The organism is Actinokineospora sp. NPDC051303, assembly GCF_055586285.1.
The window spans coordinates 26634-53316 of record NZ_JBVJIN010000032.1 but is presented as its reverse complement, the minus strand read 5'-3'; the positions used below and the strand labels follow the sequence as shown (position 1 = coordinate 53316).

Here is a 26683-nt window from a genome sequence, read left to right as displayed (position 1 = left end):
TAATCGGAAATTTTCCTACCCCTGGTGTCTTCCCAAAGATTTAACCGGGCGCATACGTTGCATCGCCGCACGTCCCCTCTGCGCCAAGGAGAAGGCAATGGGTCGACCTCCCACCACTCTGCGAACGGCAGGCGCCACCACGCTGGTCGCCGCCGCGCTCGCGCTGGCTCCGCTCGCGACGAGCACGGCCGCGTCCCCCGCCCCCGATTCAGCGAGCGCCGCCGACACGGTGTGCCTGACCCCGCCGGGGAACCAGAGCGCCTCGGCCAAGGGCACCCGGGCCCCCGACCACGAGCCCATGTCGGCCGAGGACGTCGCCCGAGTGGAGACGCGGACCGGGGAACTGTTGGCGCACAAGCGATCCCGGGGCTACTTCGTGCCGCAGGGCGCCTTGGCCTCGGCCACCATCCCGGTCTACGTGCACGTGATGGCGAGCGCGAGCGGCGCGGGCGACGTGTCGAACGAGCGGATCGCCGAGCAGATCGCGGTGCTGAACAAGAACTTCGACGGCAAGGAGTCCCCGCACGCCGCCGACACCGGCTTCACCTTCCGTTTAGCGGGCATCGACCGGTTCCGCAACGACGAGTGGCACAAGGACAGGTACAGCACCTCCTACCGCGCGCTGACCCGCAAGGGCGGCATGAACGCGCTCAACATCTGGCTGGTGGACTTCGACTACCTCGGCATCGCCACCTTCCCGTGGGGCGGCAACCCCTTCATCGACGGGGTTCGCGTGCACTGGAACTCCCTACCCGGCGGCGGCATCGCCAACTACAACCTCGGTGAGACCGCGACCCACGAGGTGGGGCACTGGCTCGGGCTCTACCACACCTTCCAGGGCGGCTGCACGACCAAGAACGACCAGGTGGCCGACACCCCGGCGCAGTCGTCCCCGACCAACGGCTGCCCGGAAGGCCGCGACTCCTGCGCGCTGCCCGGCCTCGACCCGATCCACAACTACATGGACTACTCGTTCGACTCTTGCTACAACCAGTTCACTCAGGGCCAGAGCAAGCGGATGAGCGACGTGTGGGTCGCCTACCGAGCCTGACTCCCCAACCTCCCATCGGCCCCGCCACCCGAGGCGGGGCCGATTTTTTTCACCACCCTGGTACCCCACAGGGGTATGGGGTATATAGTCGGACGGGAGCCACTACCAGGAGGAAGACCCATGTCGACAGACCACGAGCACCACCACCAGACCGGCCACGCCTCCTGGGGCATGGCCGCATCGGCCACCCTGCACTGCCTGACCGGCTGCGCCATCGGCGAGGTGCTGGGCATGGTCATCGGCACCGCCCTGGGCTGGGGCACGCTCGCCACGGTCGTCCTGGCCGTGGTCCTGGCGTTCTTCTTCGGCTACGCGCTGACCATGCGCGGGGTCCTGCGCGCCGGGGTCGGCTTCCGACAGGCGGCGAAGGTGGCGCTGGCCGCGGACACGGTCTCGATCGCGGTCATGGAACTGGTCGACAACCTCGTCATGGTCGGCGTTCCCGGGGCGATGAACGCGGGCGTGGCCAACTGGGTGTTCTGGGCCGCGCTGGCCTTCGCCCTCGGCGTCGCGTTCGTCGTCACCTGGCCGATCAACCGGTGGATGATCAGCCGCGGCCTCGGCCACGCGGTCGTGCACGCGTACCATCACTGAGCAGGCTCACGGTCTCCTGAGCCGAAGAGAGCGGGCCCGCCACGCGTGGGCCCGCTCTCTTCGTTTGACACCAAGCTCCCCAACCTTGACGTCCCTGGCTTGCGCGCTTAGTCCGCGGCCAGTTTCGTGGTGGCTTCCTGGCCCGCGTCGGCCGCTCGGCGCAGAAAGTCGGCGAGCAGTTCCAACTGCGCCTCGTCATAGCCCGCGCACAGTTCGTCCATAGAGGCGTTCATCCCCGAGTACAGGCCGTACAGCTCCGCGTTGCGGTCACACAATGCCCGCACGGCCACCGACCGCCGATCGGCAGCGTCCGGGTCCCGGTCGCGCGTGATCCAGCCACCGCGCTGGAGCCGGTCGAGGATGCCGGTCACCGTGGCCGGGTGCAGCCCCGCCCGCCGGGCCACCGCGCTCGGACTGAGCGGCCCGTGCCGGGAGATGAGGTCGAGGCAGTCCAGGTCGATGTCCTTGAGCTCCAGCCGCGCCCCCACCTGGTGGTTGAGCAGAGACAGCTGATTGCTCAGCGCCCGCATCGCCTCCTTGATCGCCGTCTGCAACCGCCTGCGGCGCCTGGCGTCCTCAGAAGATATGGAACTCATATGATATGATCCTCATGTCGTATGGCGTTCAGAGCTGAGAATATCCCGCGGAGGGCTGTGACATGTTCCTGATCACTGGAGCGACCGGCGTCGTCGGACGACCGTTGATCGATCACCTGGCCGCCGAGGGCGCCAAGGTGCGCGCGGTGACCCGCCATCCGGTGGCGGCGGCACTCCCCCCGTCGGTCGAGGTCGTCGCGGGAGATCCACGTTCACTGGAGACGCTTGTTCCGCACCTTGACGGCGTGACCGGACTGTTTCTGCATCCGCGCGCGGTCGCGGACAACGCTGCTGGACTGGCTGCGCTGGCCAAGCGGCATGGCGTGCGGCGGATCGTGGCCTTGTCGGCGAACAATGTCGATGAGGACCTTGATCGGCAGCCTTCCCGGTTCCGTGGTGACCGGAACAAGGAGGCCGAGGATGCCGCTGTCAACAGCGGTGTGGACTGGGTGACTTTGCGGGCGAGTTCTTTCGCGGTGAACGCGCTTACCGCTTGGGGTGGGCAGATTCGGGCTGGGGATATTGTCCGCGGACCTTATGCTGGGTTCGCCGAAACGCCGATTGATGAGCGGGACTTGGCTGAGGCCGGTGCTCGGGCATTGCTGGATGACGGGCTCGTCGGTCGGCGGTTGGAGTTGACTGGGCCGGAGTCGTTGACGCATGAGGAGATGGTGGCGGTTATCGGGTCAGTGCTTGGGCGGGCGTTGCGGTATGTGGAGGTTCCCGCTGACGCTGCCCGGGAAGGGATGATTCGGAATGGGCTGCCTGAAGGGTTTGTGGTGGCTTTGATGGGTCGGTATGCGAGGGATTTGGGGCGGCCTGCTCGGGTTAGTGGTGATTTGGTGGAGGTGCTTGGGCGGCCTGCTCGGACGTTTGCCACTTGGGTGGCTGATCATTCTGGTGCGTTTATGGGCTGAGTTGTTCTGGGCTCGCTTGTGTGGGGTTGCTCGATGGGGTGGAGAGGGTTCTCGGGGGGCTGGGTGTGGGGGTTGCTCGATGGGGTGGAGTGGTTTCTTTGGGGCCCCTACGAAGGAAGATCCCGTCGTGGGAAAGACGGGTGGGGAGCCTTCGGCCCCACGACCACGGCCAGTTTAGGGATCTTCCTTCTCCCCCAAAGAAACCACTCCACCCCATCGAGCACTGGGCGAGCGCTGGTTCGGCTTCGTGGGGCGTGGGTTCGCTACTCGGTCTTCCCTATCGAGCACTGGGCGGGCGTTGGTTCAGCTTCGTGGGGGACGGGTGGCAGGAACGCGGCTTGGCAGAAGGGCAGGCTGGCAGGACGGCAGCCTGGCAGGAGGGCGGCCTGGTAGGAAGGCCGGGCCCAGCACAGCCGCCTGGCAGGAACACGGGGCCAGCAGGGAGGCTGGCCTGGCCAGCCACCCCACGAAGGCCACTCAACCGCCCCAACCACGACCGCGACAGCCCTTTGATTTTGCCGCCCCACAGCCCCACAAACAAAGCCCCACCCACCCTGGGGGCTGACCCCGCTCCAGTCTATCAAGCCAGGCCGACAAAACAGGTCAGAACGATCTTGCCTGTGGACAACTCGCCGCAGGAAAAAGAGGGACACGCCGGGGACGTGGATTGGATGGATCGAAGGTGGCGTTCGGAACGGCGGGTCAGTGAGGGATGTTCAGGTGGCCGCGGATGGTGGTGCCTGCGGCGTCCGTGTGTTGGCGGACTAGGTCGACCAGGTAGTTGACCAGGAGTAGGCCGCGGCCGCCGGGTTGGGTGGCGGGGGCGGGGATTCGGCCTGCCAGGGGGTTGGTGAGGCGGCCGGTGTCGTGTACCTGGAAGACCAAGGTGTTTGCCTCCACCCAGAGGGTCAGGGTGCCTTGGCCGCCGCCGTGCATGATCGAGTTGGCCACTAGTTCGGCTACCGCCAGTTCCACGTCGCCTATGCGGGGGGTGGGGATTCCGGCGCGGGTGGCGTGGTCGACCGCGAAGCGTCTGCAGGTGGCCAGTAGGGAGCGGTCGAAGGGGAGGGTGGCGGCGTGGGTGGGGGCGGGGGGTAGGGGGAGGTTGTAGGTCGACAGGATGCGTTCGGGGGCGTAGGCGGGGCTTTCTCGGTCGCCGTCGCGGTCTATCAGGGTGGGGTGGGTGGCTTCCGCGTCGGCTAGGACGGTGGGGTCAAGATGATCCAGGTCGTAGGGGCACAGGATCGTCACCTCGCGGCCGGTGAAGGCCAGGTTGATCAGGGCCTCGTGCTGCACGCACGCCGGGTACTCCACCGAGGTGCGGCCTGCCCAGATGGGCTCGCCGATGATGCGGACCCGGCCGGTGGGACGGGCGTCGGCGAAGGCGCGCAGGACGCCGGGGATGATGCGGCCGGGGTTGCGGCCCGCCTCGGTCATGTCCAGCCACTGCACGGTGTCGCCGTCGCGGCCCAGCGCGTCGCGCAGGAGGGCCAGGTTGGGGCCGGGGACGGCGACCGCGACCGGGTGCCCCTGGGCCAGGCCGTCGCGGATGAAGGGGACGGTGCCCGCCAGGTAGTCCTGTGCGCCCGCGTAGAACAGGGCGGGGTGGATGAACTGGTCCACGGCGGTGTCGACCCGCGCGGGGGTGTCGCCCTGCGGCTCGTCGTCAGTCGAGATTGTCACGATCGCGAGCCCTCCCCATCCCGGTCGGCGGCGAGTGCCGACCGAGGGCGCTCCAGCAACCGGATGCCGACGATACAGGTGTCGTCGTCGGTGTCGGCGTTGCTGTGGGTAAGCAGCCGGTCCAGCAGGTCGTCCACGTCGCTCGCCTCGCCCTCCGCGGTGCGCAGGAGCCGCGCGAGGGAGTCGTCCACGGCGCAGTCGCGGCGTTCGATCAGGCCGTCGGTGTACATCAACAGGGTGTCGCCGGGGCGGAGTTCGACCTGGCCCTGTTCGTAGTGGGCATCCGCGCGGGCGCCGAGCAGCATCCCGCCGAGGAACGACAGCGACCTGGCCTGGCCGTCGCGCAGCAGGACCGGGGGCAGGTGGCCTGCCCGCGCCCAGGTCAGCACCCGGGTGTCCGGGTCGTACACCCCGCACAGCGCGGTCGCCAGGACGCGTTCGGTCAGGTTGTGCGCGACGACGTTGAGCCAGGCCAGCAGCTGGTCGGGGGCGGCTCCGGTGGCGGCGAGGCCGCGCAGGGCGTTGCGCAGCAGCACCATGCCCGTGGCCGCGTCGATGCCGTGGCCAGCGATGTCGCCGACCGAGAGCAGGATGCCCCCGCCCGGCAGGACGACCGAGTCGTACCAGTCGCCGCCGACGAGGTGGCCCTTCTCGGCCGGACGGTAGCGGGCGGCCACCCGCAGGCCGGGCACGTCGATCGGGTCCTGGGCGGAGGGCATGATGGCCCGCTGTAGTTGCAGGGCAAGCTGGTTGCGCTCGGCGGACTCCTGCTCGGTGTGCGCGAGCTGGTCGCGGGTCGCGGCCAGCGCCACCTCGGTCCAGTGCTGCGCGGAGACGTCCTGGTACGCGCCGCGCACGGCGACCAGGTCGCCGTCGTCGTCCAGGACCGGTTCGGCGATGACGCGGCTGTGCCGGGTCACGCCCTCGGCGGCGCGCAGGCGGATCGCGGTGGACGCGGGTCTGCGGTGGTAGAGCAGCGTGCGCAGGAACCGGCCGATGGCGGTCGCGTCGTCGGGGTGGGCCCGCGCGGCGAGCTGCCGCAGCGGGATCGGCGGCGCGGTGGGCGGCAGCCCGTGCAGCTCAAAAAGCTGGCCGCTCCAGGTGATCTCGCCGGAGACCAGGTTCTCCTCGAACCCGCCGATGCCGCCGAGCCGCTGGGTGTGCTGCAGCAACGCGGCCAGCCGGGTGGTGTCGTCCAAGACCCGGCAGGTCAGCAGGACGCCGCCGGAGAGCCGGGTGATCCCGATCGCGGCCTCGACGGTGTGCACGGCGTGGTCGACCAGAGTGGCGACCGGCATCCGGTCGGTGTGGAAGGGCTCGCCGGTGGCGTGGACGCGCTCGATCTTGTCGAAAAGCCCGCCCGCCTGCGCGGCCAACGGGTAGGCCTCCAGCAGCGGCGCGCCGACGATCTGCTCGGGCGGCCTGCCCGCCGGGTCGCGGAAGCGGGGGTTGACGTGCTCGACGCGGAAGTCGGCGAGCCAGCCGTCCGCGTCGAGCAGCGGGACCAGGACCAGGGTCGGGTCGAGCAGCCCGTCGGCGAGGCCCGCCAGCTCGGACACCACGGCGGCGGGGGCGGGCGCGGCGGGGCCGCGGTCGGCGTCGAGGGTGTGCGCGCACAGCTCGGCCAGCGCGCCGAGCTGCTTGCCGCCCGCGGCGGGCAGCGCGGGCACCGGGCCGGGCCAGCAGATTTCCAGCACGCCCAGCACCCGCCCGCCCGCTGCGGCGGGCAGCACGACGCGGGCGCCGCCGGGGCGCTGGTGGCAGCCGATGGTCGGCGGGGTCGCGTCGCCCTCGGTCCACACCGGGCCGCGCTCGACCAGCGCCTGGCGGGCCGCGGTGGGCACGTCGGGCGGCACGTAGTGCCAGCGGCGGGCGTCCTCGTCGGTGAAACCGGCGCTCCCGGCCAGCCGCAGCGACCCGTCCGCCCCGGCCGCCCACACCGCGGCCGCGCAGGCGCCGAGCGGGGCGAGGGCGTGCTCCAGCAGGGACTCGGCGACCGCCTGGGCGTCCGCGGCGTCGGCCGCCACGCTCTCGGCGGCGTGCGGCCGCCCGGCGGCCGGGCGAGCGGCCGAAGCGGGGTCGTCGCGCACCGCGTCCGGCGGGACCTGGTTGACGGTCTGGCTGACCGGCCGGTCGACGGTGTCGGCCTGGTTGAGGATGTCGACGGCCAGCTCCACCCGCGACAGTCCCGCCTGCTCGGCGAGCCCGGCGAGCTGGCGGGCGGCCTGCGCCGGGCTGATGCCCAGGCGCTCGACCAGCACGCCCTTGGCGAGGTCGACCACCGCCCGGTCCGCGGCGGCGGCGCGCACCTGGCGCACCTGCGCGCGCAGCCGGTCAACCGTGGCGGCCAGCCGCGTGGGATCGGCCGAGGACTGCTCGGCTCTCTCCGCGGTGGCGGAACTGTCCACGGTGCTCCTCGGCGTGCTGCGGCGGGCTTGCCCGTGCGCTCAGGCGGGCAGCCTGCGGTGGATGCGATCGATGAGGTCGCGCGCGTCCACCGGTTTGGTGACGTAGTCGCTGGCCCCGGAGGCCAGGCTTTTCTCGCGGTCGCCGGGCATCGCCTTGGCGGTGACGGCGATGATCGGCAGTTCGGCGTGCTCGGGGTTGGCGCGGATCGCCGCGGTGGCGGCGTACCCGTCCATCTCGGGCATCATGACGTCCATCAGGATCAGGTCGATGTCGGGGTGCGCGGCCAGCGCCTCGACGCCCTTGCGGCCGTTCTCCGCGTGCAGCACGCGCATCCCGTACAGCTCCAGAATACCGGTCAGGGCGTAGACGTTGCGCGCGTCGTCGTCCACGACCAGCACCGTCCGGCCCGCCAGCCGCTCGTCAACGCCGGGCGGCAGGGACACCCCGAGCGTGTCCGGCCGCACCAGCGGCAGCACGTCGCCGGGCTGCTCGGCCGACAGGTGCAGCGCGATCCGCTCGCGCAGCTCGTCCAGGCTGGAGATCAGCTCCAGCGGCCGGGCGCCCGCCCGCGCCTGCAACGCGCGTTCCTGGTCGGGGTCGAGCCGTCTGCCGTTGTGCGCCAGGACCGGGACGTCGCGCAGGGCGGCGTCGCGGTCGAGGTTGTCCAGGAACTGGTGGGCGGCCTCGCCGGGCAGGTCGAGGCCGAGCACGACGCACTGGCAGGGCGCCTCGGCCAGCGCGGCGGCCGCCTCGGCCAGGCCCGCCGCGGTGACCACCTCGACGGGGCCGCGCGGGTCGGTGCGGTCGCGGCTGCCCGCGAGGTCGACCAGGGCGCTTTCGGCGACCAGGGACAGCAGGCCGCGCGAGTGCTCCTCGATCACCAGAAGTCTTCGCCGGGACGGGGCCTGCTCGGTCACCGCCCGCCGATCGGCGGACTCGGCCGCCCGCTCGTCGGCCCCGTCGCCGGTCTCGACGTAGCCCGGCCGGGCGACCGGCAGGTAGAAGGTGAAGGTGCTGCCCTGCCCCGGGGCGCTCTCGGCGGTGATGGCGCCGCCGAGCAGGTAGGCGATCTCGCGGCTGATGGACAGGCCAAGGCCGGTGCCGCCGTAGCGGCGGCTGGTCGTCCCGTCCGCCTGCTGGAACGCGCCGAAGATCGATTCGAGCTGCTGCTTGGCGATGCCGATGCCGGTGTCGATCACCCGGAACGCGACCGCCGGGCCGTGCCGGGTGACCGAGCGGGGCAGCTCGGCGGGCCCGGCGGGCTCGATGCGCAGCTCGACGCCGCCGGACTCGGTGAACTTCACCGCGTTGGACAGCAGGTTGCGCAGCACCTGGCGCAGCCGGGCGTCGTCGGTGACCAGCTCGGCCGGGACGCCGGGGCTGGTGGTGATGCGGAACTCCAGGCCCTGCTGGGTGGTCAGCGGCCGGAACGTGGCCTCCACGTAGTCCAGCAGCTGGCGCAGCGGGATGCGCTCGGGGGTGACGTCCATCTTGCCCGCCTCGACCTTGGACAGGTCGAGGATGTCGTTGATCAGTTGCAGCAGGTCCGAGCCAGCCGAGTGGATGATGCCCGCGTACTCGACCTGCTTGGGGGTGAGGTTGCGCGAAGGGTTCTGGGCCAGCAGCTGGGCCAGGATGAGCAGGCTGTTGAGCGGGGTGCGCAGCTCGTGGCTCATGTTGGCCAGGAACTCCGACTTGTACTTCGAGGCCAGCGACAGCTCCTGCGCGCGGGTCTCCAGCTCCTGGCGCGCCTGCTCGATCTCCATGTTCTTGGTCTCGATGTCGCGGTTCTGGCTAGCCAGCAGCGCGGCCTTCTCCTCAAGCTCGGCGTTGGAGCGCTGCAACTGCTCTTGGCGGGTCTGCAGCTCGCCGGAGCGGGCCTGCAGCTCGGCCGCGAGCCGCTGGGACTCCCCCAGCAGCTCGTCGGTGCGGGCGTTGGCGACGATGGTGTTGACGTTGACCCCGACCGTCTCCATGAGCTGTTCGAGGAAGTCGCGCTGGATCTGGGTGAACCGGTGCACCGAGGCCAGCTCGATCACCCCGAGCACCTGGTCCTCGACCACGATCGGCAGCACGATCAGGCTCGACGGCGGGGCGCTGCCCAGCCCGGAGGAGATCGTGACGTAGCCGGGCGGCACCTCGTCCACCTCGATCGTGCGGCGGCTGCGCGCGGCCTGCCCGACCAGGGACTGGCCCAGGGCGAACTCGCGCGGCCGGTCGGCCTCGGCCGGGTTGCCCGGGTGCCCGTAGGAGCCGAGCAGCCGCAGGACGGTGCCGTCCGCGCCGTCTTCTGCGAGGTAGAACGCGCCGTACTGGGCGGAGACCAGCGGGGCGAGCTCGTCGACGATCAGTTCGGCGACCACGGCCAAGTCGCGGCGGCCCTGCATGAGGCTGGACATCCTGGCCAAGTTCGATTTGAGCCAGTCCTGGTCCTGGTTGGCCCGGGTGGTCTCGCGCAGCGACCCCACCATGGAGTTGATGTTGTCCTTGAGCTCGGCGACCTCGCCGGAGGCCTCCACGGTGATCGACCGGGTCAGGTCGCCCTCGGCGACCGCGCTGGTCACCTCGGCGATCGCGCGGACCTGCCGGGTCAGGTTGCCCGCCAGTTCGTTGACGTTCTCGGTGAGCCGCTTCCAGGTGCCCGACACGCCCTCGACCTCGGCCTGGCCGCCGAGCCGGCCCTCGCTGCCGACCTCGCGGGCGACCCGGGTGACCTCGGCGGCGAAGGAGGAGAGCTGGTCGACCATGGTGTTGATGGTCGTCTTGAGCTCCAGGATCTCGCCGCGCGCGTCGACGTCGATCTTGCGGGTCAGGTCGCCCTGGGCGACCGCGGTGGTGACCTGGGCGATGTTGCGGACCTGGCTGGTCAGGTTGTTCGCCATGAAGTTGACGTTGTCGGTCAGGTCCTTCCAGGTGCCCGCGACGTTGGGCACCCGGGCCTGGCCGCCGAGGATGCCCTCGGTGCCGACCTCGCGGGCGACTCTGGTCACCTCGTCGGCGAACGCCGAGAGCGTGTCGACCATCGTGTTGATCACCCCGGCCAGCGCGGCGACCTCGCCCTTGGCCTCGACGGTGATCTTCTGCGACAGGTCGCCCCGGGCGACGGCGGTGGCGACCTGGGCGATCGAGCGCACCTGCCCGGTCAGGTTCGACGCCATCACGTTGACGTTGTCGGTCAGGTCCTTCCAGGTGCCCGACACGCCGCGCACCGTGGCCTGGCCGCCGAGGTTGCCCTCGGTGCCGACCTCGCGGGCCACCCGGGTCACCTCATCGGCGAACGCGGAAAGCTGGTCGACCATCGTGTTGATGGTCTCCTTGAGTTCCAGGATCTCCCCGCGCGCGTCGACCCGGATCTTCTGCGACAGGTCGCCCCGCGCGACGGCGGTGGTGACCTGCGCGATGGAGCGCACCTGGGCGGTCAGGTTGTCGCCCATGACGTTGACCGACTCGGTGAGGTCCTTCCAGGTGCCGGACACGCCCTTGACGTCGGCCTGCCCGCCCAGGCGCCCCTCGGTGCCGACCTCGCGGGCCACCCGGGTCACCTCGTCGGCGAACGCGGAAAGCTGGTCGACCATCGTGTTGATCGTGTTCTTGAGCTCCAGGACCTCGCCGCGCGCGGTCACGTTGATCTTCTGCGACAGGTCGCCCTTGGCCACCGCGGTCGCCACCTGGGCGATGGAGCGGACCTGCGCGGTGAGGTTGCCCGCCATGGAGTTCACCGAGTCGGTCAGGTCGCGCCAGGTGCCCGAGACGCCCTTGACGTCGGCCTGCCCGCCGAGCAGGCCCTCAGTGCCGACCTCGCGCGCCATCCGGGTCACCTCGTCGCCGAACGACGAGAGCTGGTCGACCATCGTGTTGATCGTGTTCTTGAGCTCCAGGATCTCGCCGCGCGCGTCGACGTCGATCTTCTGCGACAGGTCGCCCTTGGCCACCGCCGTGGTGACCTGGGCGATGTTGCGGACCTGGTCGGTCAGGTTGCCCGCCATGAAGTTCACCGAGTCGGTCAGGTCGCGCCACACGCCCGCGACGCCGGGCACCTGCGCCTGCCCGCCGAGGCGGCCCTCGCTGCCGACCTCGCGCGCGACCCGGGTGACTTCGTCGGCGAACGACGAGAGCTGGTCGACCATCGTGTTGACGGTCTCCTTGAGCTCCAGGATCTCCCCGCGCGCGTCGACGTCGATCTTCTGCGACAGGTCGCCGCGGGCCACCGCGGTCGCCACCTGCGCGATGTCGCGGACCTGGCGGGTCAGGTTGCCCGCCATCGCGTTCACCGAGTCGGTCAGGTCCTTCCAGGTGCCCGACACCCCGGGCACCTCGGCCTGCCCGCCGAGGCGGCCCTCACTGCCGACCTCCCGCGCGACCCGGGTGACCTCGGAGGTGAACAGCGAGAGCTGGTCGACCATGCCGTTGAAGACGGTGGCGATCTCGCCGAGCAGGCCGTCGGCGTCGTCGGGCAGGCGGGTCCCGAAGTCGCCGTCGCGGACGGCGGTCAGGCCCGCGAGCAACTGCCGCAATTCCGGCTCGCCGACTCCGCCGGAGCGGTCGGCCGCCCGGGTGGGCCCGGCGGTCGTGTCACCCATGTCCAACCTCGTTCCCCTCACCGGCCGCCATGGGCCGCCGTGGGCCATCGACCTGTCCGCCGAGCAAGCGGCCGCCACGGTATACGCACGCTGCATTGTGCTCGCCGGGCCGCCGGATAACCACTGATCCAGCCCGCGTCACCCGTGCGGCTCCCGATCTTCCCCGGCCCGCGCCGCCGGACAGCCCAGCCCGCGCACCCGCCTGCCCGGCGCGTCCGGTTGTCAGCAGCGGTACTCTCCGGGCAACCTGGTACGAGGTTGAGCAGCCAGCCCGGCAGGACATTTCCGCGCGCCGTTGGAGGCAACGACCATGACCGGAACGCTGTTGACCACGACCACCCACCAGCGGGACGACCGGCTGATCGTCCACGTCGACGGGGAAGTCGACCTCGGCAGCGCGCCGCGACTGACCACAGCCCTCGACTCGGCGATCGCCACGGCGACCGCGGCGACGCCCGCCCCCAAGGCCATCGTCGCCGACCTGACCAGCGTCACCTTCCTCGCCTCCGCTGGCCTCGCCGCGCTCGTGGAGACCGACGACCGGTGCCGCGCCCGCGGCATCTCGTTCGTGGTGGTCCTCGCCCCGGAGGGCCCGGCGCGGCGCGCGCTGGAGATCACCGGACTGCTCACCGTGCTGGCGGTCGCGGACACCGTCGAGCAGGCGCTGACCCACCAGCCCTGACCCGGGCCCGGGCGGCCGGGTCACTCCGCGGCCGAGGGCAGCCGAAAGCGGGCGACGAGGCTCGTGCGGCCTCCGGTGCTGATCAGCTCAACCCGGTCGGCCAGCGCCCGGATGAGACTCACGCCGCGGCCGCGGTAGGGGCTCGGCGGCAGGTCCGGGGTCTTCCACACGCCGTGGTCCACCACCGCCACGACGACATGGCCGTCCTCGATGTGCCCGGACAACGCGACCAGCCCGTCGGCGAACCGGTAGCCGTGCTCGATGGCGTTGGCCAGCGCCTCATCGGCGGCCAGCACGATGTCGGCCAGCATCGGCTCAGGCACCCCCCGCCCGGCGAGCCACCCGCCAAGCGTGCGGCGCAGCCCGGCCAAGTGCTCCGGCCGCGCGGACACGGTCACCGCGAGCACGTCGGGCGGGTCTAGCTGGGCCCGCTCCCCCGGTTCGCCGCCCGCCGCCACCTCGTCCGGTGTGGACGGCGTGGCCCCCGACATACCGGCTCCTCTCGGCGACCCCAGCGGCCAGCCCCCAGGGTGGGACATCCGGCGCGCCGTGTCCACCCCCGCGGGCCATTCCCCGCGGTGTCGCCGCTGGTGATCGCGACACTACCGGTCCTGGTGACGGCGGCAGCGGTCACCGTGGCCGTCCACCTGGCACAGTCCACGCCCGAGCCGTAGCCCGGCGCCGGACCTGCCCGGCGTTCAACGCGGATCATCCCGTTTGAGTCGACGACTCATCCAGGCCCCGAACGGCTGGGTGAGACTCGCCCAGGCACGGGTGAACCGAGGAACGAAAAGCAGGGCGCCGAGGAAAGCGACGGCCAACGGCAGTGCGATCAGCGGACCCCGCGCGAGGCTCGCGACAGCGAGCGCGGACCCGGACACCACCATCGCGGGCCGTTCACACGTCACCGTCGCCGGTCCGCGAAACTCGGGAACCAGGCGCACGCCCCACTGAGGATCCCGCCGCTCGCTGCCACTTTCCATCCTGACCGTGCACGCGACAGTCCCCACCTGTCCGCCGTCCTGCTGCCGCCCGAGCGGCCGGAACACCGCGATCTCCGTGTTCGCTGGCCACACCGCGACCTGCCCCGGCCCAGCCGGATCACCTTGACCAACGGCGAACACCCCAGCCCCGAGCATCAGCCCGGTCACCGCTATGCCGACCGCGAGCATGCTCCACGCCGTGCGGCGCAGGGGTTTGCGTCCCCGTCCTGTCACCGACCTGCCTTCAACCGTTGGAGGATTCGCACCCGCGGCAGTCTGACGGCACGGGTCCTCGCTGTCCTTGCGCCACGCGCACCCGACCTCGGTTCTCCGTCTTCGCCTCATGGGCGCTCGCGGCGCGCCCCGCGAAGATGCCGGTCTGATCCTACTGACAGTGAGCAGGTGTGACCCCTGAACGGGCGGGCACCCTCCGGTCATGGTGGACATGACCGAGTTGGATGTCTGGACAGTGACCGCGCCCGCGCGGGCGGAGCAGCTTCCGGCGCTGCGCAGGCGGGTCGGGCGTTGGCTTCGCGACCACCAGGTGCCCAGGGGGCAGCGGGAGAGCATCGTGTGGATCGCCGACGAGGCGCTGGGCAATGCCGTCGCGCACAGCGGTCGCGGCGGGAAGCCTGGCGAGGTGACGCTGAGCCTGCTGCTGGACACCGAGACCGTGGTCGTCACCGTGCAGGACCAGGGTGACACGTCCGCGCCCACCCGCTGGCGGCCGGGTCTCGGGCTCGCGCTGCGGATGATCCGCGCGCTGGCCGACCGGGTCGAGTTGGTCTCGGAGGTGGGCCGGACGACGTTCACCGCCTGCTGCGCGCGCGGGCCCGCGTGGCATTAGTGCCTAGGTCCTGTCCTGGGGCAGGAGTGCCTGGTCGAGGGTGTGCACGACGGTGAGCAGGTGGTCTAGGCCGCTGATCTCGAAGACCCGGCGGACCAGGCCCTCGCGCGGGCACACCACGGTCAGCGGCACGCCTGTCCGCAGGCCGCTGTGGTGGGCGGTGACGAGCACGGACAGGCCCGCCGAGCCGAGGAAGCCGACCGCGGTGAGGTCGACGACGATCGTGGCGGGCGCGGTGGTGACGGCGTCGGAAAGCGCGGTGGCCAGGTCGGGGGCGGTGCCCATGTCGATCTCACCGGCGGCCCGCACGATCAGGTGGTCGCCCGACCGGTCGACGGCGATGGCCAGCAGTGGGTTCTTCACTTCCGTTGCCTCCTGGGACGCCCGACGCCGGGCGGGCTCGGCTGCCGAGTTCCCAATCATTCGATCACAGACCGGCTCCGGTCAGAACGGGTCCGGGGCGAGCAGGGCGATCAGCAGTTCCAGGCGGCGGTCGCCGCTGGCGGGGAAGAGGTCCTGGATCTCGTTCATCCGGTAGCGCACAGTCTGCGGGTGGACCCGCAGCGACTCCGCGACGTCCTCGATGTGGCCGTGCAGGCGCAGCCAGGCCCGCAAGGTGGCGGTCAGCCGCTCGCGTCTGCGCGTCGGGAGCCCGGCGATGGCGGCGAGCGCCTCGACGCGGATGACCTCGGTCAGGTCGGCGGCCTCGGCGTGCAGCAGGGCGGTCAGGTGGTCGGCGCACCAGGTCACCGGCGCGTCGGGGAGCCTGCCCGTGCGGACGAGACCGAGCGCGGTGCTGGCGTAGGCGGCGGAGCGGCCGCCGTCGATGAGGGGCCGGGGCAGGCCGACGACAACCCGGACGTCCGGCGCGGGGCGCGCCAGGGCGGTGGGCAGCGGCCCGCTCGCCGGGGCGAACAGGCAGAGCGGCTCGTGCCGGTCGGCGAGCAGCCGGTCACCGCCCAGGGCGCCCGGGTCAAGCGGGCCGTCCCACACCACGGCGACGACCGGCGCGTCCATCGGCCACCGGGCCGCCTCGGCCAGCGCGGCGACCCGGGCGGGCGACGGGGACGGCGTGAGCAGCAGCGCGGCCAGGGCCCGCCGGGCGGACTCCGCGCCGTCGTGCGACACCGACGCGGCGGAGTGCCCCGCGCGCGCCGCGGCGCACAGCGCGTCGGCGTAGGCGAACAGGGCGTCCGCGGTCGCGGCCACCGTCGGCCACGGGACCTGGCCCTGAGCGCCGATCTCGCTGAGCAACCGCCAGGCCGCCCGGACCGCGACCGCGGTCGCCAACTGGAACCGGTGCAGGTCATGGCCAGCGTGCCGCTCGGCGGCCCCGACCCGGTGGAACAGCCCGGTCCAGTCGGCGTCCGGGGCGTCCGGGTCGAGCACGTAGTCGACCCCCTTGCCCACCGCCATCCGCACGGCGGCGACGAGATCAGGGTGCGGGCTGCCCGGGAAGACCTCCGGCAGGAGGCGGTGGATCTCGGCGGCGACCCGCTCGGCCAGGTCGTCGGCGACCGGCCGGACCAGCCGGGCCAGGTCGCCGGGCAGTCCGGCCAGGGCGGCCCTGGCCTGGGCCGCGACATCGGCGGCCGCTCTGGTTTCGGCGACAGGAGACATGGCTCTCCTCGGCTCGGGCGGATTCGTGATCCAGGTCGCGTGCTGGTTGGCCGTTCCCACGGGCGCGGACAGCGCGCCCCGCGTCAGCAGGCGGAGACCGAGGGCGGGCCGTCGTCCGGCTTGGCCGCGGCGCGCTGGAGCGTCCGCACGCGCAGGGCGAGTTCGGTCTCGAACCGGAAGCCCGGGTCGGCGAGCCGGTCTCCGAACAGGGCCTCAAGCTGGCGCAGCCGGTGCCGCGCGGTCTGCGGGTGGATGCCCAGCGCCGCGGCGACCTCCGGGGCGGTCCGGCCCCAGGAGGACAGCAGCGCGTGCAGGGTCTCGGCCAGCCTGCCCGCCTTTCCCGCCGTCAGGTCGGCGAGCGCGGCGAGGGAACGGTCGGCGATCAGACCGCTGATGTGCCCGCCGGAGAGCAGGACCAGGTCGGCGAGCTTGTCGTCGGCCACGACGAAGTCCGCCGAGGGGAGGGCGCCGCGGCGGACCTGGTGCAGGGTCACCCGGGCGCAGTGCAGCGACAGCCAGCCCTGGGTGACCGGCACGGACGGGCCGAGCACGACGCCCGAGCCCGCGAAAGCCTTGCGCAGCAGGCGGATCCGGTCGGGGTCGCCGGGCTCGGGCACAATCATGCGCACCTCGTTGCCGTGCGCGAGCAGGAGGACGTCGTCGTCCAGGCGGCCGAGGCCCGGGTGCGTGGGGTCCTCGGCGAGCAGGCACGCGATCCGGTCCGGCACCGGCCAGCGGGCGCGGGCGGCCAGCACGTCGAGCGGGTGCTCGGTGGCGTCGGCGGGGCTCATGTCCCGGCGCAGCAGCCGTTCGGCGAGCGCGCGGCGGTTCTGGTGCAGGCCGCCCGCGTCGCGGGACTTGGCCTCGGCGAAGCCACGCACCGACTCGTTGGCCAGCGCGTTGATGTGCGCCAGCACGGCCTCGCTGAGCCGCAGCACGACCGGGACGGCCAACCCGGTGGCCTGGGCGATCTCGGCGTAGCAGCGGCAGCCGACCCGGGCGCCGACCCGGTAGGCCTCCTGCAAGCCGTCCATGTCGCGGCCCGCGAGGAACTCGGTTCTGCCGAGCCCGCGGAAGAAGGCGACGTTGTCGTCCTGCGGGCGGTCCGGGTCCTCGATGAGGTCCACGAACTGGGAGATCGCGCGGCGGACGGCTCTGACGAGATCCCGGCCCATGTCGGTGTCCAACGGCCTGCGGTAAGCGAGCACCTCGCGGCGGATGGCGTCGACCATCTCCGCGGCGATCGCGGGCAGCCGGGGCCGGAGCACCCGGGCGACCTCGACCGGCAGTTCGCGCCAGGGTTCACGGGAGCGCCGATCCGGCGACCCCGTGGACACCGACGACATCCCCGGAACGCTACGAGAGCCGGTCACCACGGTCAACGGAGGTCCTTCCCGTCGATTCCGCGCGGTGCGCGCGCCAGTCCGTCGAGGTAGCACGCCCGCGCGGCCGGTCTGCTGACTTTCCCGGCGGCCGTTCTGGGGATCTCGTCCGCGCCGAGCACCCGCAGGTCAGACACGACGACCCCATGCCGGGCCGACACCGCGGCCCGCACCTCCGCGGCGATCTCAGCCGAGGGCACCGACTCAGCCGCGACGTCGCGGGCCCGCTCGACCAGCAGCACAAGCCGCGCCCCGCCGACCACGAACGCGGCCGCACCGTCCCGCCGGACGGCGCCGTGCGCCCGGTGCGCGGTGCGCTCAAGGTCCTGCGGGAAATGCCTGCGGCCACCGACGTGCACAAGATCGGCGATCCGGCCGAGGACGAACAGGTCGCCGTCGACCACGACCCCGAGATCGCCAGTCCGCAACCAGACCGCGCCCGCGGTGTCACCAGCACGGGCGTTCGCGGTGTCACCAGCGCCAACGCCATTCACGGTGTCGACAGCGAGGACATTCGCGGTGCCGACAGCTTTCCCAGCGGCACCAGCGAAAGCGTTCGCGGTGCGGCCAGCGACAGCGTTCGCGGTGTCACCAACGAAGGCATTCTCGGTGTCGATGGCCAAGGCGTTCGCGGTGTCGATGGCGAAGTCATTCTCGGTCTCAACAGCGAAGGCGTTCGCGGTGTCACCAACGAAGGCGTTCACGGTGTCGACAGCGATGGCGTTCGCGGTGTCACTGGCGAAGGCGTTCGCGGTCGCGCGGTCCCGGCGCCAGTACCCGGCCGCCACATTCGGTCCGCACACCTGGATCTCGCCGACCCGGCCCGCGGGCAGCGCGGTCCCGCTGTCGAGGTCGGCGACGCGCAGGCGCTGCCCGGCGGGCCGTCCGCATCCCACCACGATCACCGCGGGCTCCCCTCGGGCCGCCTCGACCGCGCGGCCCTCGGCGAGCGCGGCCCGGTCGAACGCGCGCACGTGCGGCACCTCGCCCGGGTCGGGCGCGGTGACCAGCGCGGTCGCCTCCGCGAGCCCGTAGGACGGCCGGTACGCGCCCGGGGACAACCCGCACTCGGCGAACGCGGTGTGGAACCGGTCGATGACGGTCGCCGCCGCGGGTTCGCTGCCGTCGATGAGCACGACGACGTCGTCCAAGCGGAACTCGCACCGGTCCCGCACCCTGGCCGCGGCGTGGGTGTAGCCGAAGCCGGGCGCCGCGGTGATCGCGCCGGGATGGGCCGAGAGCGCGCGCAGCCAGCGGTCGGGCCGTTCGAGGAAGGCCGCCGGGTCCATCAGGACCGCCCGCGCGCCCGACACCACGGGGGCGACGATCCCGGCGAAGAGGCCGACCTCGTGGTTGAGCGGGAGCCAGGACACGCTGGCCGTGTGCCCCGGGCGCACGCCGAAGCGGCGCGCGACCTGCCCGGACGCGGCCAGGACGTTGGCGTGGGTCACCGCGACGCCGACCGGACCGGAGCCGTACTGGAGGTAGGCGATGTCGTCCGGGCGCGCGGCGGGCGCGGCGAACGGCTCGGCCGGGGCGGGCAGGGCGTCGACGGCGACCACCGGGGCCGCGGCCAAGCCGTGGTCGTCGGCGAACCGCTCGACCGCGCCCGCGTCCCGCCAGGTGGTGAGCAGGACGCTCGGCGCGCAGTCGGCGAGGATCGCGGCGAGCCGGTCCCGCTGCGGCCGGTCCCCCGGTCTGGCCAGCGGAACCGCGATGAGCCCGGCCCGGATCGCGGCGAGGAAGGACACGGCGTAGTGCACGGGGTGGGCGGCCAGGACCGCGGCCCGCTCGCCGCCGGTCGTCCTGGGGCGCAGCCAGGACGCGATCGTGTCGACCCGCTCGTCCAACTCGCGCCAGGTGAGGGTGCTGGTCGAGCCGTCCGGGTCCCGGGAGAAGTCCAGGTAGGTGAGGGCTGGGGCGTCGCCGCGGCGCTCGGCCCAACCGCGCAGGACGGTGGCCAGCGAGTCCGCGGACGTCTCGGGCAGGCGAACAGACCGCACCACGGCAAGCAACTCCCCCAGCGCCAGATGGATTCGAGAGTTCCGACGCTAACCGATCCCCTACTGGCTGAAAACGGCGAAAACAAAAACGCGCACGCGCGTCACCGTCGTCCGGCGCCGGACTGTCACGCCGATTCCAGGAAACCGGCGTGCGTCCACTGTAGACAGTGCGGTGGTCAGCCCGAGGTGATGGCGGCGAGCTTTTCGCTCAAGTAAGCCGACGCGGTCACGGGCGGGTAGGAGACTTCGCCGATGGGCGGGGGCAGTGAGGCGACCGTGGTGTCGTGGTCGCATTCGTAGAAGAAGACAAGCGAGACCAGGTCCTCGTCCGGGGCGTCGGGCTGCGGCGGGAGGACGCGGTGGCGGTTGGACTTCCAGCGGTCGCCGGTCCAGCGGGCCATCAGGTCGCCGATGTTGACCGTGAGCGCGGCCGGGTCGTACGGCGCGTCCGCCCAGCCGCCGTCGGCGGTGAACACCTGCAGGCCGCCCGCGCCGGGCTCGCGGTCGAGGATGGTCACCGTGCCGAAGTCGGTGTGCGGGCCGATGCGGTACTGGTCGGGCGCCGGTTCGCCGACGACGGTCAGCGGCGGATACCGGTTGACGTTGAAGGTGAACGTGGCGTTGGCGGTGTGCGCGGTGAAGTGCTCCGCCGGGAGCCCGAGCGCCACGGCGCAGACGGTCAGCAACTCGTCGGCCAGCCGCTTCATCCTGGCCATGTAGTCGACCACGGCCCGCTCCAGCCCGGGAACCCGCGCGGGCCAGACGTTCGGCGGGAACCAGACCGCGTCCACCTCCGGGTCGCCCACCGGCCGGTCCGCGCCAGCGGCGAAGGTCTCCTTGAGGTCCGGCGGGGTCACCGTGCCCTCGGAGTAGGCGTTGGTCTCCGCGCCCGGCGGCAGCCACCCGCGCCCGCCAACGGAGACCGCGTACTCGGCCTTCTCCCGCTCGGGCAGGGCGAAGAACTCCCGTGCCGCGCGCCGCACCTCGGCGGCCGCGGTCGACGGCACGCCGTGCCCGGTGACCAGGAGGAACCCCGAGGTCCGCAGCGCGGCGTCGACCTCGGCCGCCACGGCGGCCCGGCCGGACCCGTCGAACCAGGGGGCGAGGTCGACCAGCGGCACCGGGGCTGCCATCACCGCTCCTTCCGGCCAGGGACGTCCCCGCCAGCATGCCCGGTCCGCGCCCGCCGGGCCAGCCCGGACCAAAGTTGTCCATAAAGGACAGTTGTGGTCAGTCGGGCGCGGCGAGGACGTTGTCCACCAGGCCGGGGAACCTGGTCGCCAACTCGTCCAGACGCAGCGTGTTCATGCGCTGGCGACCCTCGTCCCACTGGCGGATGAGGCCCGCCGCGCGCAGCGCCCGGAAGTGGTGGCTCAGCGTGGACGCGGCGACCGGGAGGCCGAACGTGCCGCACGGGCGGTCGCCCTCGGCGATCAGGAGCCGGACGATGGCCCGCCGGGTCGGGTCGGCCAGTGCGCGCAGCACGTCGTCCAGGGCCACGTCCTCGATCCGGGGGTGCGACAGCGGGGCCCATCTGCCCAACACCATTCCTGACGGCCCTCTCAGCTCTCTTCGACACTTCACGAAGACTCTACCTCGCGTGCGGTCTATTCGATACGTCTCGAAAACACCTGCCGAGGAGGCGCCCCATGGGATTTCTGTTGGCCACCGCCCTTGCCGCGACCGTCGTCGCCGGTTTCCCCGACCCCGCCCCGCTGGGCCCGCAGCGGCCGTTCGAGCCGGACGTCGCCGGTCCGGCCAACATCGAGTCGGGCGAGGTCCGCGTCGCCAGCGACGGCACGCGGCACGGCGTCGAAGTCACCTTCGACGGGCGGCGCTGGACCGAAACCGGCGAGAAACCAGCCGCCGCCCGCCGATTCGTCTTCCTGTTCGACGACTCCGTGCGGTTCAACAGCGACGCGTTCCCCACCTGCGCCCGGTCCACGATCGAGCGAGACGGCTTCGACGCCTGCCCGGCCGAGTCACGGGTCGGCTCAGGGCGGGCCGAGTTCTACCCGAGCGGCGTGGCCGATGTCGTGGTCTTCAACACCCGCTACGACAACGGAACACGCGGAATGCTCATCACGATCCCAGCCACCGGCGGGATCTTCGAGAACACCTTCGAACGCGTCTCCCGCCCCTACCGCGACGACTACGCGATCGCCTCCGACGAGATCATGTACCCGAACGCGACCCCGCCGCAGGAGCGCTCGTCAACCAAGCGGTTCACGGTCACCTTCGGCGCGGTCCACGACGGCAAGAGCTTCGTGCGGACCACCGAGCGCCCCGGAAAGCCGATGAACTTCGGGGTCTACAGCGAATACGTGACCGGTGAGCAGACTCTCACCCAAACCACGGCCATTCGCCCCTGACCATCCACTGTGGACGGCTGACCCGCCTGTCCCTCGACCGGTCCCCGCCTGTCCCCCGCGGGCGGGGACCTGGTCCGAAGTTATCCACAGGCAAGATCGTTCCCGCCTGGATTGTCGGTCCGCCCCGATAGACTGGAGCGGGGGCGGCCCCCAGGGAGGGCGGGCCTTGTCCGGCGTTGGCGCGGGCGGCGTTGGCGCGGGCGGCCGGCTCGGCCACGGCCGGTGTGGGGTGGGTGGTGATGATGGGTTCCTGAGTTATCCACAGGGCCGCACCGCCTCGCGGCGGTGGGGGTGTGGGTCGCCGTAGGATCGGCGGCGTGCCTTCCGTCGAGACCAGCACCGAGATCGCCCCCGCCGTGGATGTTCTGCGGCGGGTGTTCGGCTACGACTCCTTCCGCGGCGACCAAGCCGAGATCATCGACCATGTGATCGGCGGCGGCGACGCGCTGGTGCTCATGCCGACCGGCGGCGGCAAGTCGCTGTGCTACCAGATTCCGGCGCTGGTCCGCGACGGTGTCGGGGTGGTGATCTCGCCGCTGATCGCGCTGATGCAGGACCAGGTCGACGCGCTGCGCAACGCCGGGGTGCGGGCCGGGTTCCTCAACTCCACCCAGGGATTCGAGGAACGCCGCGAGGTCGAGACCGCCTTCCTCGACGGTGAGCTGGATCTGCTCTACCTCGCGCCGGAGCGGCTGCGGGTGGACGCAACGGCCCGGCTGTTGGAGCGCGGCAAGATCGCCCTGTTCGCCATTGACGAAGCGCACTGCGTGTCGCAGTGGGGACACGACTTCCGGCCCGACTACCTGATGCTCTCCGAGCTGCACGAGCGGTGGCCTCAGGTGCCGCGCATCGCGCTCACCGCGACCGCGACGAAGGCCACGCACGCCGAGATCGCCCAGCGGCTCAACCTCGGCGACGCGCGGCACTTCGTGGCCAGCTTCGACCGGCCCAACATCCAGTACCGGATCGTGCCCAAGGCCAGCCCGCAGAAGCAGCTGCTCGACCTGCTGCGCACCGAGCACCCCGGCGACGCGGGCATCGTCTACTGCCTGTCGCGGGCGTCGGTGGAGAAGACCGCCGATTTCCTTACCGAGAACGGGATCCCGGCCGTGCCGTACCACGCCGGGCTCGACGCGCGGACCCGCGCGAAGAACCAGTCCCGGTTCCTGCGCGAGGACGGGCTGGTCGTGGTCGCCACCATCGCCTTCGGCATGGGCATCGACAAGCCGGACGTGCGGTTCGTCGCCCACCTCGACCTGCCGAAGTCCGTCGAGGGCTACTACCAGGAGACCGGCCGCGCTGGCCGCGACGGTCTGCCGTCCACCGCGTGGCTGGCCTACGGGCTGCAGGATGTGGTGCAGCAGCGCAAGATGATCGACACCTCCGAGGGCGACGACGCGCACCGGCGCAGGCTCGCCATCCACCTCAACGCGATGCTCGCGCTGTGCGAGACGGTCGAGTGCCGCCGGGTGCAGCTGCTCAACTACTTCGGCCAGCGCGGCGAGCCGTGCGGCAACTGCGACACCTGCCTCAGCCCGCCGGAGTCCTGGGACGGCACGATTCCCGCGCAGAAGCTGCTGTCCACGGTGTTCCGGCTCGACCGCGAGCGCGGCCAGAAGTTCGGCGCGGGCCAGGTGATCGACATCCTGCTCGGCAAGCGCACCGACAAGATCGTCCAGCACCGGCACGACCAGCTCACCGTGTTCGGCATCGGCACCGAGCTGACCGACCAGGCCTGGCGCGGCGTCGTCCGCCAACTGCTCGCCCAGGGCCTGCTCGCCGTCGAGGGCGACTACGGCACCCTCGTGCTCACCGAGGCCAGCGCCGACGTGCTGGCCCGCAGGCGCGAGGTCATGCTCCGCCGCGAACCGGAACGCCCCGCCCGCGCGGCGGCCACCCCCAAGGCCCGCAAGGCGGCGGTGGAGATGCCCGCCGAGGCCGCCCCGGTGTTCGAGGCCCTGCGCGCCTGGCGCGGAGCCACCGCCAAGGAGCAGGGCGTCCCCGCCTACGTGATCTTCCACGACGCCACGCTGCGCCAGATCGCCACCGAAACCCCGGCCACGCTGGCCGATCTCGGCACCATCAGCGGCGTCGGCGAGAACAAACTGGCCAAGTACGGCCAGCAGATCCTCGACACCCTGGCCGAGGCGACCCCCTAGAACTCCGGGAAACCGGCCGGAATCTTGGGCTGACAAGGATTGGGAGCGCGCGACTTCTCAACAGTGCCTTAGAAGACACTGGAGGCGGCTGACGCGGCGCGGTCCGAGGAATGTGAACGCGATCGGACCGGCTGAAAGGTGCTGCGATTCGCTGGATTCGCTGGGGCTGTGCGGCTCGCTGGCGAGCGGGAGTCAGGCGGGGGCGGCGGCTTCGGACGGGCCCGGCGGGGTGGAGCTGGTGGGAGAGGACTTCGTTCGGCCGCTGCCCGGCGCCCCGGTGTCCGTCGCGGCTTCCTGCGGCGCTGTCTCCGCCGAACCCGCGTCCCACACGGACTCCGCACGGCTCCCGGCCGACTCGACCTCCGGCGGACCACCCTGCGACACCACATCCGAGGACACCGTGTCCGACCCGATTCCCCTCGCACCCGGCGAGACGATCTCCGGCGGACCCACGTGCCACCCGGACTCCACCCGGCTCCCCGCCGACTCGACCTCCGGCGGACCACCCTGCGACACCACATCCGACCCGGTTTCCCTCGCCTCACCCGGCGAGACGATCTCCGGTGGATCGGACTCCGGTCGGCTCCCCACCGACTCCACCTCCGGCGGGCCGCCCTGCGGCACCACCTCCGACGCCTCCGCGTGCGAGGCGATCTCAGTCGGGGCGCTCGGCAAGGGGGGCGGGGCGGGCTGGGCCGAGGTCGTTTCCCACGGAGCGGCGGCCACCTGGATCTCCGCTGTCTGCGGGTCAGTTGTGATTGGTGGGGCGGGGTTTTCTGGGGGTATGGGAGGTGGTTGGGTCAGCAGGGGTGGATCGGGGGGCGGTGGCTGCGCCGCCGATTCCGCCAGGGTGGCCAGGATCTGCTCCAAGCCCTGCTGGACATCCTCCCGGTCCTCTTCCGCCGTGATCAGCTCGACTTCGATCGCGCACTGGTCGCGGTCGGCGTCCTGGACGTGGAGGACGCCGTGATAGGCGTCCGGGCCGTCGGAGCCCCAGCGCAGGCTGCGCGTGTCGGGGTCGACCAAGAGCCAGGCTCTTGCCGCGACGACGGCGTTCAGAGTGTCTTCGTCGCCCGGATCGTTGTCCCCCAAGGGTTCGGCGTTGGTCATCCGGGGGAAGTAGTCCGGCAGGTTGCGCGTGTCGGCCAGGTAGGCGAAGACGTGGTCAGCCGTCTGGGTCGCGATCACGGAGTGTCGGTATTGTGCCATGCCGCCCGAGTACCCGAGGTGGCGCGGGTCACACCGTAGCGTGACCATGTCGCAACGTGGCGAGCTGCGGCGGCAGATAAGTGACGCGGCAAGAGGCGCCGGGATGTGCGCTAGCCGAGCCACCCGGGGGTTGGGGCGTCGTGCTGTTCACACCACTCGATCGAGCCGACGGTCCACAGCAGGGCCAGGACCAGCACGTCAACCGGGTCGAAGCGCGGGTCGTCGCGCAGCGCCAAGTCGAGCTGGTAGCCGATGTCCTCCGGCCTGCCGTTGAGTTCGGCGAGCAGCGCGCGGACCAGGGCGCGCACGGGCGGGTCCAACTGGTCGACCTCGACCGGCTCGCCCTCGTCGTCGCGCAGGTCCAAGACGAAGGCGTGGTCCGGGCCGGGGGCATCCGCCCGGCACAGCATCATGTCCGCGGTGGCGACGACGAGTTCGCGAAGCACGGCCGCGAGTCGGTCGCGGTGCTCCGGGCCGATCAGCACGTCCAGCGCGCCGGACTCACCGCGTGGGTCGACGTCCCCGCCACGGGTGACTTCGACGAGCCTGCGGGCGACGCCACGGGGGTGCTCAGTCATCTCCTCGGACCTCCAGGTCGCTTTGGTGTCCCTTGCCGAGGAATTACCCGGTCCGCGACGCGGTCAAGCGCACCCGTCCCGGGTGAAATGCGCGCGCACGGCGGTGCCGTGGTCGTCGGCGTGGATGGTCACCAGGTCGGCCAGGGAGTGCACGACCAGCAGGCCCCGGCCGTGCGGCTGGCTCACCGGCGCGGGCCGCAGGCCCGCGAGCGGGTCGTCCAGGGTGCCCTCGTCGCGGACTTCGCAGACCAGGTCGGTGTCGGTGGCCCACACCGCGAGCGTCGCCCGCCCGCCGCCGTGCTCGACGCTGTTGGTGATCAGCTCGGTGACGACCAGCGCCGCGTCCGCGGCCCTCGGCTCGGCGAGGCCGAAGGCGGCGGCGGCCGAGGAGACCAGTTGGCGGGCCACGCCGAGTTCGGCGACGCCCACCGGCAGCGTGCGCGCGTCCGCGGGCTCGGGCAGGGCCTGGCCGTTGTAGGCGGCCAGCGCGTCCTGCGGAGCGTAATCGGGGCTGCGCCGGTGGTCGCCGTGTTCCAGAACCCCCGGGTGGGTGACCAGCGCGTCGGCCAGCGCGACCGGCCGCAGCCGCAGCGCGTCGTACGGGCAGAGCAGGTTCAGCGACTTGCCGCGCAGCAGGTGGTTGGCCAGCGCCTCGTGCCGCACGCAGGACGGGTACTCGGCCGGGGACCGGCCCGGCCAGACGACCTCGCTGACCACCCGGGCGTCGCGGTCGAGGACCGGGTGCAGCACGGCGGGCGCGAGCCTGCCCGGGTTGCGGCCCACCTCGGCCATGTCCAACCAGCGCACCTCGTCCGCGACACCGGCCGCGCACCCGTCCCGGACCAGGTCCAGGTTGCCGCGCGGGGCGACGACCGCGACGGCCTCGCCCGCGCGCACCCCGTCCTCGACAAAGGGCACGACGGCGGCGAGATAGTCGTCGGCGCCCCGGTAGAGCAGCGCGGTGTGCCCGGCGGTCATCGGCCGACCAGGCCCGTCACGTCGATCACCGTCGAGGGCC

22 protein-coding genes are annotated in these 26683 nt (G+C 71.9%); 7 read left to right on the top strand and 15 right to left on the bottom strand.

Annotation, left to right across the window (positions count from 1 at the left end; all coding sequences use genetic code 11):
• Window positions 1–97 precede the first annotated feature (97 nt).
• Together ACZ6SD_RS22890 and ACZ6SD_RS22885 are read left to right on the top strand one after the other, a co-directional pair.
• Window positions 98–1051, top strand: coding sequence for a zinc metalloprotease (locus ACZ6SD_RS22890; protein WP_465319008.1), 954 nt, complete (start codon window positions 98–100; stop codon window positions 1049–1051).
• Between the two features lie 120 nt (window positions 1052–1171).
• Window positions 1172–1645, top strand: coding sequence for a DUF4396 domain-containing protein (locus tag ACZ6SD_RS22885; protein WP_465319007.1), 474 nt, complete (start codon window positions 1172–1174; stop codon window positions 1643–1645).
• A gap of 107 nt (window positions 1646–1752) precedes the next feature.
• On the opposite strand, the gene ACZ6SD_RS22880 is transcribed toward ACZ6SD_RS22885, so the two are convergent.
• Window positions 1753–2241 (bottom strand): MarR family winged helix-turn-helix transcriptional regulator, encoded by a 489-nt coding sequence (locus ACZ6SD_RS22880; RefSeq protein WP_465319006.1) that lies wholly within the window; start codon window positions 2239–2241, stop codon window positions 1753–1755.
• Between the two features lie 62 nt (window positions 2242–2303).
• Between ACZ6SD_RS22880 and ACZ6SD_RS22875 the strand changes: the two genes are divergently transcribed.
• On the top strand, window positions 2304–3158 hold the full coding sequence (locus ACZ6SD_RS22875; RefSeq protein ID WP_465319005.1) for an NAD(P)H-binding protein: 855 nt from the start codon (window positions 2304–2306) through the stop codon (window positions 3156–3158).
• Between the two features lie 702 nt (window positions 3159–3860).
• On the opposite strand, the gene ACZ6SD_RS22870 is transcribed toward ACZ6SD_RS22875, so the two are convergent.
• The 3 genes from ACZ6SD_RS22870 to ACZ6SD_RS22860 are packed head-to-tail and all read right to left on the bottom strand — an operon-like array spanning window position 3861 to window position 11830.
• On the bottom strand, window positions 3861–4835 hold the full coding sequence (locus ACZ6SD_RS22870; protein WP_465319030.1) for an anti-sigma factor RsbA family regulatory protein: 975 nt from the start codon (window positions 4833–4835) through the stop codon (window positions 3861–3863).
• 2 nt (window positions 4836–4837) lie between these two features.
• Window positions 4838–7249: a SpoIIE family protein phosphatase gene (locus tag ACZ6SD_RS22865; protein ID WP_465319004.1), complete on the bottom strand. Its 2412-nt coding sequence runs from the start codon at window positions 7247–7249 to the stop codon at window positions 4838–4840.
• Between the two features lie 39 nt (window positions 7250–7288).
• Window positions 7289–11830 carry a HAMP domain-containing protein gene (locus ACZ6SD_RS22860; RefSeq protein ID WP_465319003.1) on the bottom strand — a complete coding sequence of 1514 codons (4542 nt, stop codon included), beginning with the start codon at window positions 11828–11830 and terminating at the stop codon, window positions 7289–7291.
• 310 nt (window positions 11831–12140) lie between these two features.
• Here ACZ6SD_RS22860 and ACZ6SD_RS22855 point away from each other — a divergent pair, with 310 nt between their 5' ends.
• Window positions 12141–12512, top strand: a complete 372-nt coding sequence (locus tag ACZ6SD_RS22855) for an STAS domain-containing protein (RefSeq protein WP_465319002.1) — start codon at window positions 12141–12143, stop codon at window positions 12510–12512.
• Window positions 12513–12532: 20 nt separating this feature from the next.
• Here ACZ6SD_RS22855 and ACZ6SD_RS22850 read toward each other — a convergent pair whose 3' ends face one another.
• Both ACZ6SD_RS22850 and ACZ6SD_RS22845 read right to left on the bottom strand, forming a co-directional pair.
• The gene (locus ACZ6SD_RS22850) at window positions 12533–13003 is read right to left on the bottom strand and encodes an ATP-binding protein (RefSeq protein WP_465319001.1); all 471 of its coding nucleotides are present in this window, start codon (window positions 13001–13003) and stop codon (window positions 12533–12535) included.
• Between the two features lie 207 nt (window positions 13004–13210).
• Entirely contained in the window at window positions 13211–13729 is a 519-nt protein-coding gene (locus ACZ6SD_RS22845) for a hypothetical protein (protein WP_465319000.1), read from the bottom strand.
• Between the two features lie 202 nt (window positions 13730–13931).
• On the opposite strand from ACZ6SD_RS22845, the gene ACZ6SD_RS22840 reads away from it, so the two are divergent.
• Window positions 13932–14342, top strand: a complete 411-nt coding sequence (locus ACZ6SD_RS22840; protein ID WP_465318999.1) for an ATP-binding protein — start codon at window positions 13932–13934, stop codon at window positions 14340–14342.
• Window positions 14343–14345: 3 nt separating this feature from the next.
• Here the strand turns inward: ACZ6SD_RS22840 and ACZ6SD_RS22835 are convergent, their stop codons facing one another.
• The 6 genes from ACZ6SD_RS22835 to ACZ6SD_RS22810 all read right to left on the bottom strand — a co-directional run bounded on the left by ACZ6SD_RS22835 (window position 14346) and on the right by ACZ6SD_RS22810 (window position 20895).
• On the bottom strand, window positions 14346–14705 hold the full coding sequence (locus tag ACZ6SD_RS22835) for an STAS domain-containing protein (protein WP_465318998.1): 360 nt from the start codon (window positions 14703–14705) through the stop codon (window positions 14346–14348).
• A gap of 81 nt (window positions 14706–14786) precedes the next feature.
• Window positions 14787–15962, bottom strand: a complete 1176-nt coding sequence (locus tag ACZ6SD_RS22830) for a PucR-like N-terminal domain-containing protein (protein ID WP_465318997.1) — start codon at window positions 15960–15962, stop codon at window positions 14787–14789.
• An 83-nt stretch (window positions 15963–16045) separates the two neighbouring features.
• Window positions 16046–17308, bottom strand: coding sequence for a PucR-like N-terminal domain-containing protein (locus ACZ6SD_RS22825; RefSeq protein WP_465318996.1), 1263 nt, complete (start codon window positions 17306–17308; stop codon window positions 16046–16048).
• A 32-nt stretch (window positions 17309–17340) separates the two neighbouring features.
• A complete protein-coding gene (locus ACZ6SD_RS22820; RefSeq protein ID WP_465318995.1) occupies window positions 17341–19350 on the bottom strand; it encodes an AMP-binding protein in 2010 nt (669 codons plus the stop codon).
• Window positions 19351–19523: 173 nt separating this feature from the next.
• Window positions 19524–20480, bottom strand: coding sequence for an isopenicillin N synthase family dioxygenase (locus ACZ6SD_RS22815; RefSeq protein WP_465318994.1), 957 nt, complete (start codon window positions 20478–20480; stop codon window positions 19524–19526).
• Between the two features lie 97 nt (window positions 20481–20577).
• Window positions 20578–20895 (bottom strand): ArsR/SmtB family transcription factor, encoded by a 318-nt coding sequence (locus ACZ6SD_RS22810; protein WP_465318993.1) that lies wholly within the window; start codon window positions 20893–20895, stop codon window positions 20578–20580.
• A 101-nt stretch (window positions 20896–20996) separates the two neighbouring features.
• Here ACZ6SD_RS22810 and ACZ6SD_RS22805 point away from each other — a divergent pair, with 101 nt between their 5' ends.
• Together ACZ6SD_RS22805 and recQ are read left to right on the top strand one after the other, a co-directional pair.
• A complete protein-coding gene (locus tag ACZ6SD_RS22805; protein WP_465318992.1) occupies window positions 20997–21719 on the top strand; it encodes a hypothetical protein in 723 nt (240 codons plus the stop codon).
• Between the two features lie 317 nt (window positions 21720–22036).
• Window positions 22037–23878: a DNA helicase RecQ gene (gene recQ / locus ACZ6SD_RS22800; protein ID WP_465318991.1), complete on the top strand. Its 1842-nt coding sequence runs from the start codon at window positions 22037–22039 to the stop codon at window positions 23876–23878.
• 192 nt (window positions 23879–24070) lie between these two features.
• Here the strand turns inward: recQ and ACZ6SD_RS22795 are convergent, their stop codons facing one another.
• From ACZ6SD_RS22795 to ACZ6SD_RS22785, 3 genes are all read right to left on the bottom strand, one after another.
• A complete protein-coding gene (locus ACZ6SD_RS22795) occupies window positions 24071–25066 on the bottom strand; it encodes a hypothetical protein (RefSeq protein ID WP_465318990.1) in 996 nt (331 codons plus the stop codon).
• Between the two features lie 131 nt (window positions 25067–25197).
• On the bottom strand, window positions 25198–25665 hold the full coding sequence (locus ACZ6SD_RS22790; protein WP_465318989.1) for a hypothetical protein: 468 nt from the start codon (window positions 25663–25665) through the stop codon (window positions 25198–25200).
• A 63-nt stretch (window positions 25666–25728) separates the two neighbouring features.
• Window positions 25729–26643, bottom strand: a complete 915-nt coding sequence (locus tag ACZ6SD_RS22785) for an anti-sigma factor RsbA family regulatory protein (RefSeq protein WP_465318988.1) — start codon at window positions 26641–26643, stop codon at window positions 25729–25731.
• Window positions 26644–26683: the final 40 nt, after the last annotated feature.